Annotated in this window: 14 protein-coding genes; 10 read left to right on the top strand and 4 right to left on the bottom strand. The window is 63.9% G+C overall.

Going from position 1 to position 16,052, the window contains the following annotated elements; all coding sequences use genetic code 11:
* Positions 1-12: 12 nt before the first annotated feature.
* Positions 13-642: a PH domain-containing protein gene (locus JOE41_RS04125; protein ID WP_043429926.1), complete on the bottom strand. Its 630-nt coding sequence runs from the start codon at positions 640-642 to the stop codon at positions 13-15.
* 76 nt (positions 643-718) lie between these two features.
* Between JOE41_RS04125 and JOE41_RS04120 the strand changes: the two genes are divergently transcribed.
* The 5 genes from JOE41_RS04120 to JOE41_RS04100 all read left to right on the top strand — a co-directional run bounded on the left by JOE41_RS04120 (position 719) and on the right by JOE41_RS04100 (position 8,293).
* Positions 719-2,557, top strand: coding sequence for an ABC transporter ATP-binding protein (locus JOE41_RS04120; RefSeq protein WP_043429924.1), 1,839 nt, complete (start codon positions 719-721; stop codon positions 2,555-2,557).
* A gap of 238 nt (positions 2,558-2,795) precedes the next feature.
* A complete protein-coding gene (locus JOE41_RS04115; RefSeq protein ID WP_011692661.1) occupies positions 2,796-4,439 on the top strand; it encodes an ABC transporter substrate-binding protein in 1,644 nt (547 codons plus the stop codon).
* 215 nt (positions 4,440-4,654) lie between these two features.
* Positions 4,655-5,584 (top strand): ABC transporter permease, encoded by a 930-nt coding sequence (locus JOE41_RS04110; RefSeq protein ID WP_011692660.1) that lies wholly within the window; start codon positions 4,655-4,657, stop codon positions 5,582-5,584.
* Positions 5,574-6,566: an ABC transporter permease gene (locus tag JOE41_RS04105; protein WP_011692659.1), complete on the top strand. Its 993-nt coding sequence runs from the start codon at positions 5,574-5,576 to the stop codon at positions 6,564-6,566. The genes JOE41_RS04110 and JOE41_RS04105 overlap by 11 nt, the downstream gene beginning before the upstream one ends.
* A gap of 11 nt (positions 6,567-6,577) precedes the next feature.
* Entirely contained in the window at positions 6,578-8,293 is a 1,716-nt protein-coding gene (locus tag JOE41_RS04100) for an ABC transporter ATP-binding protein (RefSeq protein ID WP_209751024.1), read from the top strand.
* A 144-nt stretch (positions 8,294-8,437) separates the two neighbouring features.
* Here the strand turns inward: JOE41_RS04100 and JOE41_RS04095 are convergent, their stop codons facing one another.
* Positions 8,438-9,388 (bottom strand): SGNH/GDSL hydrolase family protein, encoded by a 951-nt coding sequence (locus JOE41_RS04095; protein ID WP_209751022.1) that lies wholly within the window; start codon positions 9,386-9,388, stop codon positions 8,438-8,440.
* Between the two features lie 274 nt (positions 9,389-9,662).
* On the opposite strand from JOE41_RS04095, the gene typA reads away from it, so the two are divergent.
* Entirely contained in the window at positions 9,663-11,591 is a 1,929-nt protein-coding gene (gene typA / locus JOE41_RS04090; protein WP_011692656.1) for a translational GTPase TypA, read from the top strand.
* Positions 11,592-11,639: 48 nt separating this feature from the next.
* Positions 11,640-12,002, top strand: a complete 363-nt coding sequence (locus tag JOE41_RS04085) for a hypothetical protein (protein ID WP_043429921.1) — start codon at positions 11,640-11,642, stop codon at positions 12,000-12,002.
* Between the two features lie 19 nt (positions 12,003-12,021).
* On the opposite strand, the gene JOE41_RS04080 is transcribed toward JOE41_RS04085, so the two are convergent.
* Both JOE41_RS04080 and JOE41_RS04075 read right to left on the bottom strand, forming a co-directional pair.
* Complete coding sequence (locus tag JOE41_RS04080; RefSeq protein ID WP_209751020.1) at positions 12,022-12,531, bottom strand: transcriptional regulator; 510 nt, start codon at positions 12,529-12,531, stop codon at positions 12,022-12,024.
* Between the two features lie 31 nt (positions 12,532-12,562).
* A complete protein-coding gene (locus JOE41_RS04075; protein WP_232223521.1) occupies positions 12,563-12,820 on the bottom strand; it encodes a hypothetical protein in 258 nt (85 codons plus the stop codon).
* Positions 12,821-12,986: 166 nt separating this feature from the next.
* Here JOE41_RS04075 and fdxA point away from each other — a divergent pair, with 166 nt between their 5' ends.
* From fdxA to JOE41_RS04060, 3 genes are all read left to right on the top strand, one after another.
* A complete protein-coding gene (fdxA, locus tag JOE41_RS04070; RefSeq protein ID WP_011692652.1) occupies positions 12,987-13,313 on the top strand; it encodes a ferredoxin in 327 nt (108 codons plus the stop codon).
* 10 nt (positions 13,314-13,323) lie between these two features.
* Complete coding sequence (gene dapC / locus JOE41_RS04065) at positions 13,324-14,472, top strand: succinyldiaminopimelate transaminase (RefSeq protein WP_209751018.1); 1,149 nt, start codon at positions 13,324-13,326, stop codon at positions 14,470-14,472.
* A 248-nt stretch (positions 14,473-14,720) separates the two neighbouring features.
* Positions 14,721-16,004 (top strand): citrate synthase, encoded by a 1,284-nt coding sequence (locus tag JOE41_RS04060; RefSeq protein ID WP_011692650.1) that lies wholly within the window; start codon positions 14,721-14,723, stop codon positions 16,002-16,004.
* The last annotated feature ends 48 nt before the right edge of the window (positions 16,005-16,052 follow it).

Below are 16,052 nucleotides of genomic sequence, written 5' to 3'. Positions count from 1 at the left end.
CGGGCATCCGCCCTACGGAACTGCCACGCCCCAGTAGCTGGCCGCCAGGAGCACGGCAGTGGCGGCTACGGCCGTCCAGCGGAAGGTCACCCTGACAGCCGTCGATTCGGCCTTTCCCGCATCCAGGGCGCCCGTCTCGACCAGCTCTTCCCAGCGCCCGCGAACCAGCCGGGCTGCCTGGCCGGAATCGGTGGTCTTCAGGTCCCCGGGACGCACGGACTTTCCCGGTCCGTAGGTCGCGGAAGGAAGACCCTTGAGATCCTCGGGACGGGCGTTGCGCCCGCCCCAGATGCCCGGAGCAGGCGCAGCCCACGAGACATAGTTCCGTGCGGGCGTGACCAGCGTCAGTGCGTACCGGGTGTCGACGTTCACGAGCGCGCTCCATGGGACTTCAACGGAGCGGAACGGATTCTCCAGCGTGATGCCGCCGTCGTGAATCACTACAGCGGGCATCCAGAACAGCAGCCAGCCCAGAAAGCCGATCAGCAGCAGCGGGCCTGTGCCCAGAAGCGCGGCCGGCCCTCCGGCCGCCGCAGTCACTGCAAGGCCAAGTGCTGCGACCAGCCAGGACAGCCAGGCGAACCACTTGTTGGTGCGGGCTTTGAAGACTTCAACATTTCCGGCGTGCGGCACACTGCTCATGCCCCTAATAATTCAGGATTCCAGGCCACAGCACTAATCTCCGTGCAGTCGTGGCTTGGGCGGAAGGGAACGCGTCATGACTGACAACATCACCCCGAACCAGGACACCGCCCCGGCTCAGGATCCCGCCAAAGGCGCAGTTGTCCTTGAGGTCCGCGATCTCAGCGTCGACTTCGGCGTGGACAAGAAGTGGGTGCCCGCGGCCATCGGCCTGAACTACGAGGTCAGGGCAGGCGAAGTCCTGGCCATCGTGGGGGAGTCCGGTTCCGGCAAGAGCGCCAGTTCCATGGCCCTCCTGGGCCTCCTGCCCAGCAACAGCCGGGTGTCCGGCAGCGTCCGGCTCTCCGGTAAGGAACTGCTCGGAGCCAACGCAGCCAACATACGCGAGGTCCGCGGCAAGGATGTCGCCGTGATCTTCCAGGAGCCGATGACCGCCCTCAACCCCGTGTACACCGTGGGGGCGCAGATCGTGGAGACGGTGCGGCTCCACAACGAAGTTTCACCTGAGCAGGCCAAGGAGCGTGCCCTGCGGATGCTGGAACTGGTGGAGCTCCCGGATCCGGAGAAGGCCTTCAGGTCCTACCCGCACCAGCTGTCCGGCGGCCAGCGGCAACGGGCCATGATCGCGCAGTCACTGTCCTGCGACCCCAAACTCCTGATTGCCGACGAGCCCACCACGGCCCTGGACGTGACGGTCCAGGCCGAAATCCTTGACCTCATGCGCAACCTGCGGAACAAGCTGGACAGCGCCATTGTGCTGATTACCCATGACATGGGGGTGGTGGCGGACCTTGCCGACCGGATCGCCGTGATGCGGCAGGGGCTGATTGTTGAGACCGGAACGGCCGAGCAGATCTTCCGCAACCCCCGGCATGAGTACACCCAGGCACTGCTGGCGGCCGTGCCGCACCTCGGCCAAGGAGGTGCGGAGCCGGGCGAAGGGGTGGACGTCACTGCCGCACTGGCTGCCGCGACCCATGCCGAACTGGAATCGGTGGACCACGCCGAACTGGTCAGGCGCGAACGCGAGAACGCTGCGGCGCTTGCTGCTGCTGCGGCCGCCGAACGGCCCCAGGGCGAGCCGGTCCTTGAACTGACCGATGTGGCGATCGAGTACCCCAAGCAGGGCCGTGTGCCCGCCTTCAGGGCCGTCGAAGGCGCAAGCCTCGTGATCTACCCGGGCCAGGTGGTCGGGCTGGTCGGCGAATCAGGTTCGGGCAAGACCACCATCGGGCGGGCGGCCGTGGGGCTGCTTCCGGTCGCCGCCGGCACCATGCGGGTGGTGGGCCAGGACATTTCCGCCGCCAAGAAAAACGGCAAACAGCTGCACCAGGTCCGGCGGCACATCGGGATGGTGTTCCAGGACCCGTCGTCGTCGCTGAACCCGCGTCTTCCGATCGGCGAGAGCATCGGCGAACCGATGTTCCTAGCCGGGGAAGCCAAGGGAAGCGGGCTGCAGAAGCGGATCGAGGCACTGCTTGACCAGGTTGAGCTGCCGAGGAGTTATCGCAACCGGTACCCGCATGAACTGTCCGGCGGGCAAAAGCAGCGCGTGGGCATTGCCCGGGCGCTTTCGCTCAAGCCGAAGCTGATGGTGGCGGATGAGCCGACGTCGGCTCTTGACGTCTCTGTGCAGGCCAAAGTGCTTGAACTGTTCCAAAACCTCCAAAAGGACCTCGGCTTCGCCTGCCTGTTCGTGACCCACGACCTGGCAGTGGTCGACGTATTGGCCGACCGGATCTGTGTGATGCAGCGGGGCAGGATCGTCGAGCAGGGCACCCGGGACCAGATCCTGCGCAATCCGCAGGAGCCCTACACCCAGCGGCTGCTCGCCGCGGTGCCCCTTCCCGACCCCGAAAAACAGCGTGAGCGGAGGGAGTTGCGGGCACAGCTGCTGGCGAGTGGAGTGGAGTAGCGTCCGTCACATCAGGGGTAGCATACCAGTGAGTAACATGTGACTTGAAATGCGCCAGTGTTGACGCTAGTGGTCAAATTGTGACCCGGTTACAGTTTGGCAACAGAGTTCCAATATTTGGACATTTTGAGGTTAGGCTTCTCACTTATGTATGCCACGTCACAGTACATCTCTGTGCCCGGCCTGCGGGGAAGCACAAGACTTCCCTACTCAACTCCCACAACTCATAGGAGGCGGAATGCGTTTTTCGCGCACTTCCAAAGCACTGGGCATGGTTGCCATCGCGGCCCTGGCCCTGACCGGATGCGGAGCCGGAGACGGCTCCACCACCGGTAGCGGCAGTACCGGTGGCGACACCAGCAAAGTAATCCTGGCCGACGGCTCCGAGCCCCAGCGTCCCCTCATGCCGGCCGACACCAACGAGGTCGGCGGCGGCAAGGTCATCGACATGATCTTCGCCGGCCTTGTCAGCTATGACCCCAGCGGCAAGCCCGTCAACGAACTGGCCGAGTCCATTGAAGGCAAAGACGGCCAGCACTTCACCATCAAGATCAAGAAGGACCAGAAGTTCACGAACGGCGAGGCCATCACGGCCAAGTCATTCGTCGATTCCTGGAACTTCGGGGCTGCTGCCAAGAATGCCCAGCTGAGCGGGGGCTTCTTTGAAAGCATTGCCGGCTACGACGAGGCCAGTGCAGAAGGTTCCACCGTGGAGACCATGTCCGGCCTCAAGGTCGTTGACGACCAGACGTTCACGGTTGAACTGAAGCAGCCCGAATCCGACTGGCCGCTTCGACTCGGCTACACCGCCTTCGTTCCGGTTCCCTCCGGCGCGCTGAAGGACCCGAAGGGCTTCGGCGAGAAGCCGGTCGGCAACGGCCCGTACAAGCTGGCGGACGGCGGTTGGCAGCACAACGTGCAGATCCAGCTCGTGCCGAACCCGGACTACAACGGCCCGCGCAAGGCCAAGAACGCCGGCGTGACCTTCAAGATCTTCCAGAACGACGACGCCGCGTACCAGGACCTGCTGTCCAACAACCTGGACATCCTGCAGACTATCCCCACCAGTGCCTTGAAGAACTTCAAGACCGACCTGGGTGACCGCACCATCAACAAGCCGTACGCCGGCAACCAGACCATTGCCATCCCGGAATACCTGCCGGAATGGAGCGGTGAGGCAGGCAAGCTTCGTCGCCAGGCCATCTCCATGGCCATCAACCGGGAAGAGATCACCAAGGTGATCTTCAGCGGTGCACGCCAGCCCGCCAAGGACTTCACTGCTCCCGTCCTTGACGGCTACAGCGACTCGATCACGGGTTCCGAGAACCTGACGTTCGACGCCACGAAGGCAAAAGAAGCCTGGGCCAAGGCCGACGCCATCCAGAAGTGGGACTCCAACGAGACCTTCACTATTGCCTACAACGCCGACAAGGGCGGACACAAGGCCTGGGTCGAAGCCGTAGTGAACCAGCTCAAGAACACGCTCGGCATCAAGGTTGAGGGCAAGCCGTACGCCACCTTCAAGGAAGCCCGCAACGACGCCACCGCCAAGACGCTGACCGGCTCCATCCGCGCCGGCTGGCAGGCGGATTACCCGTCGCTGTACAACTTCCTCGGACCGATCTACAAGACCGGTGCAGGCTCTAACGACGCCAAGTACGCCAACCCGACGTTCGACAAGGCCATCTCTGAAGGCCTTGCCGCTTCCTCCGTCAGCGAAGGCAACAAGGCCATGAACAAGGCCCAGGAAATCCTCCTGGCCGACCTTCCGGCCATCCCCCTGTGGTACCAGGTTGCACAGGGCGGCTGGAGCGACAAGGTCACCAACGTTGACTACGGGTGGGACGGCGTCCCGCTGTACTACAACATCACTGGCAAGTAACAACTGAACAACGGCGGGGGCTGCCTGGACTGGGCCCCCGCCATTGTCTTGCCCCCACCCCCAATTTCTAAGCACCAGCCACGGCCGGTGTACTTTGCAGCCGGGCCTCCGTGACCGCACCGGCGATGGCTGCACCCATAGTGAAAAGGTTCTTTGATGAACAACTCCGCCGCATCCTTGCACAGGATGCCTGCTGACGGGGGTGTCATTCGCTGATGGCGACTTACATCCTCAAGCGTTTCCTGCAGCTGATCCCGGTTTTCCTGGGCGCTACGCTGCTGGTCTACTTCCTGGTCTTCAGCCTGCCTGGTGACCCCATCGTGGCCCTTTTCGGCGACAAACCTGTCAATGAGGCCGTGGCGGCCCAGCTGCGTGCCCAGTACCACCTGGACCAGCCGTTCTGGATCCAGTACCTGCTCTACCTCAAGGGGATCTTCACCTTCGACCTGGGCCAGGACTTCTCCGGTCGGCCGATCGCCACTGTGCTGGGTGAAGTCTTCCCTGTCACGGCCCGGCTGGCCGTCATGGCGCTGATCTTCGAAGCCGTCTTTGGCATCATCTTCGGCCTGATTGCGGGACTCCGGAAAGGCAAGTTCTTCGACGCAACCGTCCTCATCGCCTCCCTGGTCGTGATCGGCATCCCGATCTTCGTCCTCGGCTTCCTGCTGCAGTTCACCATCGGTGTCCAGCTTGGCTGGGCCAAGCCCACCGTCAGTTCGGCCGCGACCGTCCAGGACCTTATCCTGCCAGCGATCGTCCTCGGTCTGGGCTCGTTCGCCTACGTCCTGCGCCTTACCCGGACCAGCGTCATCGAAAATATGAATGCCGACTATGTTCGCACCGCTACCGCCAAGGGGCTGTCCCGCTTTCGCGTTGTCCGCGTGCACATCCTCCGCAACTCGCTGATCCCGGTGATCACCTTCCTCGGCGCCGATCTGGGCGCCCTGATGGGCGGAGCCATCGTCACCGAGGGAATCTTCAACGTGCCCGGCGTCGGCAACCGGCTCTACCGCGCCGTTACGCAGGGTGAAGGCCCCACCGTGGTCTCGATCGTCACGGTGCTCGTGCTGATCTACGTCGTATCCAACCTGCTTGTAGACCTGCTGTACGCCTGGCTTGACCCAAGGATCCGCTATGACGCCTGAGAACATCGCATCATCACAGCTCACTGCCACGCCGGCAAAGCGACACATAGAGCACTTCGTCGCAGACTTTGCAGAAACCCCGCTGCAGACAACCGACAAGGTCAAAGAGGACCAGGCCCCGCTAAGCCTTTGGGGAGAGGCCTGGAAGAACCTGCGCAGGCAGCCGCTCTTCCTGATCTCCGCGTTCCTGATCCTTGTCGTCGTCGCTGTGTCACTTTTTCCCTCGCTCTTTTCCGGTATTGACCCGGCCTCAGAGGCCTGCCAGCTGGCCAATTCCGACGCCGGACCCGCGGCAGGACACCCGCTCGGCTTCACCCAGCAGGGCTGCGACGTGTACGCGCGCGTCATCTTCGGCACCCGCTCCTCGGTGACAGTGGGCCTTTTCACCACCATTGGGGTTCTCCTGATAGGGGGCATCATGGGGGCGCTCGCCGGCTATTACGGGGGGTGGGTGGACTCCATCCTGGCCCGTATCAACGACATCTTCTTCGCACTGCCGCTGATCCTTGGCGCCATTGTGATGATGCAGCTGCCGGTATTCCGGGCCAACCGCACGGCGTGGACGCTCGTGCTGATCCTGGTCACTTTCGGCTGGCCGCAGATCGCCCGCATCACCCGCGGCGCCGTGATCGAAGTCCGCAACGCCGACTTCGTGACCGCTGCCCGGTCGCTCGGTGTTTCCAAGTTCGGGGCACTCATGCGCCACGTGATGCCGAACTCGCTTGCCCCGATCATCGTGGTGGCCACCATTTCGCTCGGCACCTTCATCGTGGCCGAATCCACATTGTCCTTCCTCGGCATCGGCCTCCCGCCGAGCGTCATGTCCTGGGGAAACGACATCCAGGCCGCGCAGGCGTCCCTGCGCTCCAACCCGATGCCGCTGCTCTACCCGGCCATCGCGCTGTCCATCACCGTCCTGAGCTTCATCATGCTGGGCGACGCCCTGCGTGATGCGCTCGATCCCAAAGCGCGCAAGCGATGAAAGGGGACGCCATGAACGCCTCTGTCGAAATCCACGAAGCCGGCATCATTGCCGAACGCCCGCTCCTTGAAATCAAGGATCTGGCGATCAATTTCAGCACCAGCAACGGCGAGGTCAACGCCGTCCGGAACGCCCACCTCACGGTGATGCCCGGTGAGACGGTTGCCATCGTCGGCGAGTCTGGTTCGGGCAAGTCGACGACGGCGCTTGCCGCCATCGGCCTGCTTCCAGGAAACGGCCGGGTGGCGGCCGGGCAGGTCTTCTTTGACGGTGAGGACATTGCCCACGCCTCCGAGAAGCGCATGATCGAATTGCGCGGCAACAGCATCGGAATGGTGCCTCAGGACCCGATGTCCAACCTCAACCCTGTCTGGAAGATCGGTTACCAGGTCCGCGAAACACTGAAGGCGAACGGGCTGCCCAGCGGACCCGACGACGTCGCGAAGGTGCTTTCCGAAGCAGGGCTGCCCGATGCGGCGCGGCGCGCGAAGCAGTACCCGCACGAGTTTTCCGGTGGCATGCGTCAGCGTGCCCTGATCGCGATTGGCCTCTCCTGCCAGCCGCGCCTGCTGATCGCCGATGAGCCGACGTCGGCCCTGGACGTGACCGTGCAGCGGCAGATCCTGGACCACCTGGACAAGATGACCACCGAACTCGGGACGGCCGTACTGCTGATTACGCACGATCTCGGCCTCGCCGCCGAACGGGCGGACAAGGTGGTGGTGATGTACCGGGGCCAGGTGGTGGAGTCGGGTCCGTCGCTGGAGCTGCTGCAGAACCCGCAGCACCCGTACACGCAGCGCCTGGTTGCCTCGGCGCCGTCTCTCGCTTCACGCCGCATCCAGGTGGCCAAGGAGCTCGGAGTCGAATCCGATGAGCTGCTTGCCCCCACCGATGCCGTGGTTGTCGAGCCCACCCAGCCTGAGGCTGTGCTCCAGATCCAGAACCTCCGCAAGGTGTTCAAGCTCCGTTCCGGCTTCGGTAAGTCCACCGACTTCACCGCCGTGGACGACGTCTCGTTCAGCGTCAAACGCGGGACGACGACGGCGATTGTGGGGGAGTCGGGTTCCGGCAAGTCCACTGTGGCGCAGATGGTGCTTAACCTCCTGCAGCCGACGTCGGGCAAGATCGTGTTCGACGGCGTGGATACGTCCACGCTCAACAACAAGGAGATCTTCGCGTTCCGCCGCCGCGTGCAGCCGATCTTCCAGGATCCGTACAGTTCCCTCGACCCGATGTACAACATCTTCCGGACTATCGAGGAACCGCTGCGCACCCACAAGATCGGGGACAAGGCAAGCCGCGAGAAGAAAGTCCGCGAGCTTCTGGACCAGGTGGCACTGCCGCAGTCCACCATGCAGCGGTACCCGAATGAATTGTCCGGCGGTCAGCGACAGCGTGTTGCCATTGCCCGTGCACTGGCACTCGATCCGGAAGTGATCATCTGCGACGAGGCGGTCTCCGCCCTCGACGTGCTGGTCCAGGCGCAGGTGCTGAACCTGCTCGCTGAGCTCCAGTCCAGGCTGGGCCTGACCTACCTCTTTATCACGCACGACCTCGCCGTGGTCCGGCAGATTGCCGACCACGTCTGCGTGATGGAAAAGGGCAAGCTGGTTGAAACCGGTTCAACGGATGACGTCTTCGACGCGCCGCAGATGGACTACACGAAGGCACTGCTCAACGCCATTCCGGGGGCGCGGCTCATGCTGCCCCCCGAGGTTGCCTAAGCAAGCCGTCGCCTAAGCATTCGCCCATCTGCACAAAGCCAGTTGCATAAAGAAGGAGCCGGTAGCCGCCCCGCTGGGTGGATACCGGCTCCTACTTTGTTCGCTTGCGTCGTGAAGACGTGAGCTCAAGGGCGGGACGCCGCCCTAGCCAACCGGCAGCGCCGATGTGGCTGGCTGAGCCGGGGCTTCAAGGCCCAGTTCCTTCAGCCGTGCGGCCAGAATCGTGCCCAGTGCCTTGTGTCCGACGCTGTTCATGTGCACGCCGTCCGCCAGTTCCTTGGCCAGGTTGTATCTGGTCAGCCAGTCTCCAACGCTGATGAAGGGGATGGTGTGCTTGGCCGCGACGGTGCTGAGCAGTGTATCCACCTGTGACCGGCGCCCGCCTCCGTAGTTGACCCCGCGGGCCAAAGTGCCGATCATGGCGAACTTGGATCCAGGGTAGCGCTGCTTGAGCGACGCGATCAGGCGCTCGGCATTGGCCACGATCTGGGCGTCGGTTGCCCCACGTGCAGCATCGTTTCCACCGCCTTCGATGACAACCAGCGCGGGGGAGCCGTAGGGAAGCTGCCAGTCTCCGCGCTGCAGGGCGTCGATGTAGTTTCCGGTCTTGCCGTTCGAGGCAACATACCCGGTGCCACCGCGGCCGCAGAAGAAGACGTTGTAGCCCATGGCGGCCAGGCCCTGGCGCGGCCAGCCGGATTCCGGCTCGGACTGGGAATCCCCGATCAGGACGGCGGTCCGCCTGATGTTGGCCACGATGACTTCATTGCGGCCGTTCGCAGGGTTCTTGTAAACGGACCCGGGGGCCATGGTAGCCGGGTCAGGTTCCGGGGTGAGCTGTGCCTTCGATGCTGAACCAGCTGCCACGGGTTCACCCGGCGCAGCAGCCACCGGTGCGGCGGCTGACTTCCGGGGAACGGAGGCAGACTTAAGCGGAACGGCTCCGGTTGACGGCTGTGCCGCGGCGCTGGCAGCGGGACCTTTCGATTCCGCGGCGGTGTCCGGTACCTGTGATGCCTGGCCGCAGCCGGACACCAGAACGCCGACCGCGATCATAGGTGCGATGAAGCGGGGCAATGCTGAGGCAATTCGCATCTATGGTCTCCGGGCTGGGCTTGCTGTTACCTCCGCAATCATGCGGCATAGCAGTGGGAATATCCAGTAACTTTACGCACTATTCATCCCATTAAAGTGACGCTTCGGTAACGGGGGCCCGAGGGCGCCGTTTTGGGGTTTTTAGGCCAATAAATGACCTAGCGCTTAGACTTGTAGAAGGCGCCCTGTGCCAAAGGGTCTCGTCCGTCGTGCGTTCCGGTTGGAAATGTCGCGATACCACAGCTGACTTCACCACTGAATCGAGCAATAACGCATGTCTGAAACCACCACCAACACCGCGGTAGCCACTGCATCGCGCAGTGACCTGCGCAACGTCGCGATCGTGGCCCACGTTGACCACGGCAAGACCACCCTGGTCGACGCCATGCTCAAGCAGACCAACTCCTTTGCCGAGCACAACCACCTGGAAGACCGCGTCATGGACTCCGGTGACCTGGAGCGCGAAAAGGGCATCACCATCCTGGCCAAGAACACCACAGTGGCCTACAACGGACCGTCCTCCAAGGGCGAGACCATCACAATCAACGTGATCGACACCCCCGGCCACGCCGACTTCGGCGGCGAGGTGGAGCGCGGCCTGTCCATGGTTGATGGCGTTGTGCTCCTCGTCGACGCTTCTGAGGGCCCCCTGCCCCAGACCCGGTTCGTGCTCCGCAAGGCCCTCGCCGCGCACCTGCCGGTGATCCTGCTGGTCAACAAGACCGACCGCCCCGATGCGCGGATCGAAGAAGTTGTCCACGAGTCCATGGACCTGCTCCTGGGCCTGGCGTCCGACCTTGCCGACGAAGTCCCTGACCTGGACCTGGACAAGATCCTCGAAGTCCCGGTCGTCTACGCCGCCGCCAAGGTTGGCCGCGCCTCCCTCGAGCAGCCGGCCGACGGCACGGCTCCGGAGAACGAGGACCTTGAGCCGCTGTTCAAGACCATCATCGAACACATCCCGGCGCCGACGTACAACCCGAACGGTGTCCTGCAGGCGCACGTCACCAACCTGGACGCCTCCCCGTTCCTCGGCCGCCTGGCACTGCTCCGCATCTACAACGGCACGCTGCGCAAGGGCCAGACCGTGGCCTGGGCACGCGCCAACGGTGAGCTGAAGAACGTCAAGATCACCGAACTGCTGGCCACCAAGGCCCTGGACCGCGTTCCGACCGAGTCCGCAGGCCCGGGTGAGATCGTCGCCGTCGCCGGCATCGAGGAAATCACCATCGGTGAGACCCTGACCGACGCCGAGAACCCGCAGCCGCTGCCCCTGATCACCGTGGACGATCCCGCGATCTCCATGACCATCGGTATCAACACCTCGCCGCTGGCCGGCAAGGTCAAGGGCGCCAAGGTCACGGCCCGCCAGGTGAAGGACCGCCTGGACAAGGAACTGATCGGTAACGTCTCCATCAAGGTTCTCCCCACCGAGCGTCCCGACGCTTGGGAAGTCCAGGGCCGTGGCGAGCTCGCGCTCGCCATCCTCGTTGAGCAGATGCGACGCGAAGGCTTCGAGCTGACGGTCGGCAAGCCGCAGGTGGTCACCAAGACCATCGACGGCAAGATCCACGAGCCGATGGAGCACATGACCATCGACGTGCCGGAAGAGTACCTCGGCGCCGTCACGCAGCTCATGGCAGCCCGCAAGGGCCGCATGACCAACATGGCCAACCACGGCACCGGCTGGTGCCGTATGGAGTTCATCGTTCCGGCCCGTGGCCTGATCGGTTTCCGCACCAAGTTCCTCACGGACACCCGTGGCGCCGGCATCGCGGCCTCCATCTCCGAGGGCTACGAGCCCTGGGCCGGTCCGATCGAGTACCGTACCAACGGTTCGATGATCGCCGATCGCGCCGGTGTGGTAACGCCATTCGCCATGATCAACCTGCAGGAACGCGGCTCCTTCTTCGTGAAGCCCACCTCAGAGGTCTACGAGGGCATGATCGTCGGCGAGAACTCCCGCGCGGACGACATGGACGTCAACATCACTAAGGAAAAGAAGCTCACCAACATGCGTGCAGCCTCCTCCGACACCTTCGAGAACCTGACGCCGCCGCGCGACCTGACCCTCGAAGAGTCCCTCGAATTCGCCCGCGAGGACGAGTGCGTTGAGGTCACCCCGGAGTCCATCCGTATCCGCAAGGTCATTCTGGACACCAACGAACGTGCCAAGGCCAACCGCGCCCGCGCCAAGGTCTGATCCCGGCACGTTCGGGTCATCACTCTCGTGAACACTAGAGCTGCCGGCATGGCAGGCGGCATTGCCGCCGCCGTGCCGGCAGCTCTTTTTGTTGCCACGGCAGGTACGGTCCTGCACCGCCAGCAGTGGATGCTGGCCGGCGTCGTGCTTCCCTGGGGTGCAGTGGCAGCGTTGGTCCTTCTCGGATCAGTCCAGCTGCTCCTCGGGGCAGCCTTCCGCTCAGTCATCCCGACGGCGGTGTGCGGCGGCCTCGCCTATGTCCTGGCGGGCTGGCTGTCGATGCTGGAGCCCGGCAAACGGCTCATCGTCGGTGACCTTCCGGGGAACACCTGGATCTACGGCATCGCGGGAACAACCGTGCTCATGCTCCTGTGGTGCCGGCGCTACCGGAGGCAGGGGCCGCCGGCCTGACGGTTTCGTCAGCGCCGGCTCAACCGGCTGTGGGGTCCCGGTGGTGGGCGATCATCAGCGAGGTGGCCTCGCCGTCGTCGTCGGCCGGGAGCCGGACGTACTCTTCCATGACCGCTCTCAGCTTGCCGAGCATTTCCTCCCGGCGGGCGGCGTTGAATTTCACCCCGAGGCGCCACACCTCGATGTCTTCCGACGGAAGATCCCTGGTCTCCTGCAGGAACGTCTCGATCAGGATAGGAGCCACGTTGTCGACGGGCGTACGCCAGGACGTGCGGCTTGCCGTGTAGGGAACCTCGACGGCGCCCTTCTTGCCTTTCCGGCGCTCCTCAGGTACCAGGAACCCGGTCCGCACGAGAGTCCGGACGTGGTGCAGGCTTGACGCCGGGTTGAGGCCGAGGAGTTCGGCGATCTCCTTGTTGGTCCGGGACTGGTGCAGGCACATCCGCAGGATCCGAAGCCGCAGCGGCGAGCTGAGGGCACGGCCCTTGGCGGCAACGTCCGCATCAGGGCCCTGCTCCGGCCGGTTCATAGGGAAAGTGTAGCCAAGCCGGTCGGTACGGCTAGGGCTGGGGCCAGGGCGCGGTACGCGCGGCACGCCGCGCCGGTGCCGGCGGCACCGGCTTCGCCGCCACCACCATGGCCAACGGAATGACGACGTCGGTCCGCCGGGTCCGCACGGTGCATTCCGCCTGGTTGATCCCCACCAGGTCGCCCAGTGCGTCCGTCAGTCCCTCCGCTATCCTGTAACGCACCACCACCCTCGTGCCCAGGGGGGCGCCTTCAAGGAACTGCCGGGGAGGGGGGATCTGCGAATTCACCACTTCATACTAGGACGCCGGGCTTGTATGACGCAGGGCTTTGTATGACGCGCTAGGTTCGCGGGAACAGGCTGGTAGATAATAGGCTCAGAAGTCAGCAGCCCGGCGCTCAGGCCGGGAGTGATATCCGGCCGAACGCCGGAACCAACGTGGAGAGGCAAGGGACGTGACGTACGTAATCGCGCAGCCGTGTGTAGATGTCAAGGACAAGGCATGTATTGAGGAATGCCCCGTCGACTGCATCTACGAGGGTGAGCGGTCCCTCTACATTCATCCGGACGAATGCGTCGACTGCGGCGCCTGCGAGCCGGTCTGCCCCGTCGAAGCCATCTACTACGAGGATGACACCCCCGATGAGTGGGCCGACTACTACAAGGCCAACGTTGAATTCTTCGACGAGCTGGGTTCTCCCGGCGGCGCCGCTAAGGTGGGCAACACGCACACCGACCACCCGATGATTGCCGCCCTGCCGCCCCAGAACCAGGATCACTGAGGCGTCTGGCGTGACCTCCGCGGTACGCAGCTTCGGACTCAGCCTGCCCGATTACCCGTGGGAAGCCATGGCACCGTATCTTGCCAGGGCCGCGGAGTACCCCGGAGGGGCAGTCAACCTTTCCATCGGCACGCCCGTGGACCATACGCCCGCGCTGATCCAGGAGGCGCTCCAGCGGGCCGCTGACGCTCCGGGGTACCCCACGGTGCATGGAACGCCGGAACTTCGCGCAGCGATCGCCGATTGGTTCGCGCGCCGCCGCGGCGTTCCCGGGCTGGACCCCCGGGACGTGATGCCCACCGTCGGGTCGAAGGAACTTGTGGCCTGGCTGCCGTTCCTCTTGGGCCTGAAGCCCGGAGACGTCGTCGTCCGTCCTACCGTTGCTTACCCCACGTACGACATCGGGGCGTCATTCGCCGGCGCTGAACAGATTGCGGCCGACGACCTTGATGAACTGGATGACGACACACGGCAGCGCGTCCGGCTCGTCTGGGTCAACTCGCCGGCCAACCCCACGGGAAGCGTCCGTGACGCCGCATCGTTGAAGCGGATCGTGGACCAGGCCCGAGGGCTAGGCGCCGTGGTTGCGTCCGACGAATGCTATGCGGAGCTCGGCTGGGGGGAGTGGGACGTCCAGCGCGGCGGCCACCCGGTGCCCAGCATCCTGGACCCCCGCGTTGCCGGAGCATCCCATGACGGCCTGCTCGCGGTGTATTCGCTGAGCAAGCAGTCAAACCTTGCGGGCTACCGCGCCGCGTTCGTCGCGGGCGATGCGGTGATCATGGCCAACCTGGTCAACAGCCGCAAACACGCCGGCATGATCGTTCCCTACCCGGTGCAGGAAGCAATGCGGGTCGCACTCGGGGACGATGCCCACGTAGAGGCCCAGAAAGACCTTTACCGCGGACGGCGGGAACGGATAGTTCCGGCACTCGAGGCCTTCGGGCTGACAATCCACGAGTCCAGGGCCGGGCTCTACCTGTGGTGCACTGCCGGAGAGGCAACGTGGGACACCGTGGGCAGGCTGGCCGAGCTAGGAATCGTGGTGGGGCCCGGCGTCTTCTACGGCGACGCCGGCAACGGGTTCATCCGGGTGGCGCTGACTGCCGCGGACGAGCGGATCGACGCGGCAGTGGCACGGCTGACCGCCGGCACTTAGTGGCTACGGGTCCGTAACAATGATGTGACACGCAACACAACGGGGGCGTTTTAGGGGCATTTAGGCACTACCGGATTAGTGTCACCTTGCCTTGGAGCGGTACTTTTTAACTGACTATCAATGGTGGCTTTCTACAAGAAGGCAGCCCGGCCGTTGGAATCCCTGCCTTGCAGGCTCCTCGGGCGGCTCCACCGGAGGTTGGATCAAGCTTTCTACAGAGAGGCCCTGGCGCCTCATGAGGAGACTCCATGACTGAGACCACCAGCGCAACCCTGCGCCACGCGGGCGGCGAACTCGAACTCCCGCGCATCAAGGTTGTAGAAGGAAACGAAGGCTATGACGTTTCCAAACTGCTGAAGCAGACAGGCGCCGTTGCCTTTGACCCCGGTTTCATGAACACCGCGGCCACCACATCGGCCATTACCTACATCGACGGCGATGCCGGAATCCTGCGGTACCGCGGGTACCCGATCGAGCAGCTGGCCCAGCACTCCAGCTTCCTGGAAGTTTCCTACCTGCTGATCTACGGCAACCTGCCGACGCCCACCGAGCTGGACGCCTTTGACCAGCGGATCCGCCGCCACACCCTGCTGCATGAAGAGCTGAAGGGCTTCTTCGGCGGCTTCCCGCGTGACGCGCACCCGATGCCGGTACTCTCCTCTGCAGTATCCGCCCTCTCCACCTTCTACCAGGATTCCCTGGACCCCTTCAACGCCGAGCATGTGGAAGTGTCCACCTACCGGCTCCTGGCCAAAATGCCGGTCATCGCCGCCTACGCATTGAAGAAGAGCATCGGCCAGCCCATGCTCTACCCGGACAACTCCATGAACCTCGTGGAGAACTTCCTGCGCCTCAGCTTTGGCCTCCCGGCCGAGCAGTACGAGCTGGACCCGGTCATGGTCAAGGCGCTGGACCTGCTCCTGATCCTGCACGCGGACCACGAGCAGAACTGCTCCACGTCGACGGTGCGCCTGGTGGGCTCGTCCAATGCGAACCTCTTTGCCTCCGTATCTGCAGGTATCAACGCACTCTTCGGCCCTGCCCACGGCGGCGCCAACGAGGCAGTACTCAAGATGCTGCGCCAGATCCAGACCGAGGGCATCAAGCCCGAGGACTACATGGAGAAGGTCAAAAACAAGGAAGACGGCGTCCGGCTCATGGGCTTCGGGCACCGCGTCTACAAGAACTACGATCCGCGGGCCAGGATCGTCAAGGACACGGCACACGAAGTGCTCGGCAAGCTTGGCGGTAACGACGAACTGCTGGACATCGCCATGCGCCTCGAAGAGAAGGCCCTGGGTGATGACTACTTCATCCAGCGCAAGCTCTACCCGAACGTGGATTTCTACACCGGCCTGATCTACAAGGCCATGGGCTTCCCGGAGAAGATGTTCACGGTCCTCTTTGCGATCGGCCGCCTGCCGGGCTGGATTGCCCAGTGGCGCGAAATGATCAACGATCCCAGCACCAAGATCGGCCGTCCGCGCCAGCTCTACACAGGAGAGCCGGAGCGCAACTACCCGGTCAGCTAGCCGGGCCGACTATCAACCGGTGACTTAAAGGACGACGCCGGCTGCACA

The sequence above is a fragment of the Arthrobacter sp. PvP103 genome (genome assembly GCF_017833075.1).
Taxonomy (GTDB): Bacteria; Actinomycetota; Actinomycetes; order Actinomycetales; family Micrococcaceae; genus Arthrobacter.
Note: the sequence above shows the minus strand (reverse complement) of the source record. Positions and strands in the feature narration are given on the sequence as shown.

Coding starts and splice junctions, on each gene's coding strand:
- JOE41_RS04125 (WP_043429926.1), bottom strand. CDS start 642: ATGAGCAGTGTGCCGCACGCCGGAAATGTTGAAGTCTTCAAAGCCCGC.
- JOE41_RS04120 (WP_043429924.1), top strand. CDS start 719: ATGACTGACAACATCACCCCGAACCAGGACACCGCCCCGGCTCAGGAT.
- JOE41_RS04115 (WP_011692661.1), top strand. CDS start 2,796: ATGCGTTTTTCGCGCACTTCCAAAGCACTGGGCATGGTTGCCATCGCG.
- JOE41_RS04110 (WP_011692660.1), top strand. CDS start 4,655: ATGGCGACTTACATCCTCAAGCGTTTCCTGCAGCTGATCCCGGTTTTC.
- JOE41_RS04105 (WP_011692659.1), top strand. CDS start 5,574: ATGACGCCTGAGAACATCGCATCATCACAGCTCACTGCCACGCCGGCA.
- JOE41_RS04100 (WP_209751024.1), top strand. CDS start 6,578: ATGAACGCCTCTGTCGAAATCCACGAAGCCGGCATCATTGCCGAACGC.
- JOE41_RS04095 (WP_209751022.1), bottom strand. CDS start 9,388: ATGCGAATTGCCTCAGCATTGCCCCGCTTCATCGCACCTATGATCGCG.
- typA (WP_011692656.1), top strand. CDS start 9,663: ATGTCTGAAACCACCACCAACACCGCGGTAGCCACTGCATCGCGCAGT.
- JOE41_RS04085 (WP_043429921.1), top strand. CDS start 11,640: ATGGCAGGCGGCATTGCCGCCGCCGTGCCGGCAGCTCTTTTTGTTGCC.
- JOE41_RS04080 (WP_209751020.1), bottom strand. CDS start 12,531: ATGAACCGGCCGGAGCAGGGCCCTGATGCGGACGTTGCCGCCAAGGGC.
- JOE41_RS04060 (WP_011692650.1), top strand. CDS start 14,721: ATGACTGAGACCACCAGCGCAACCCTGCGCCACGCGGGCGGCGAACTC.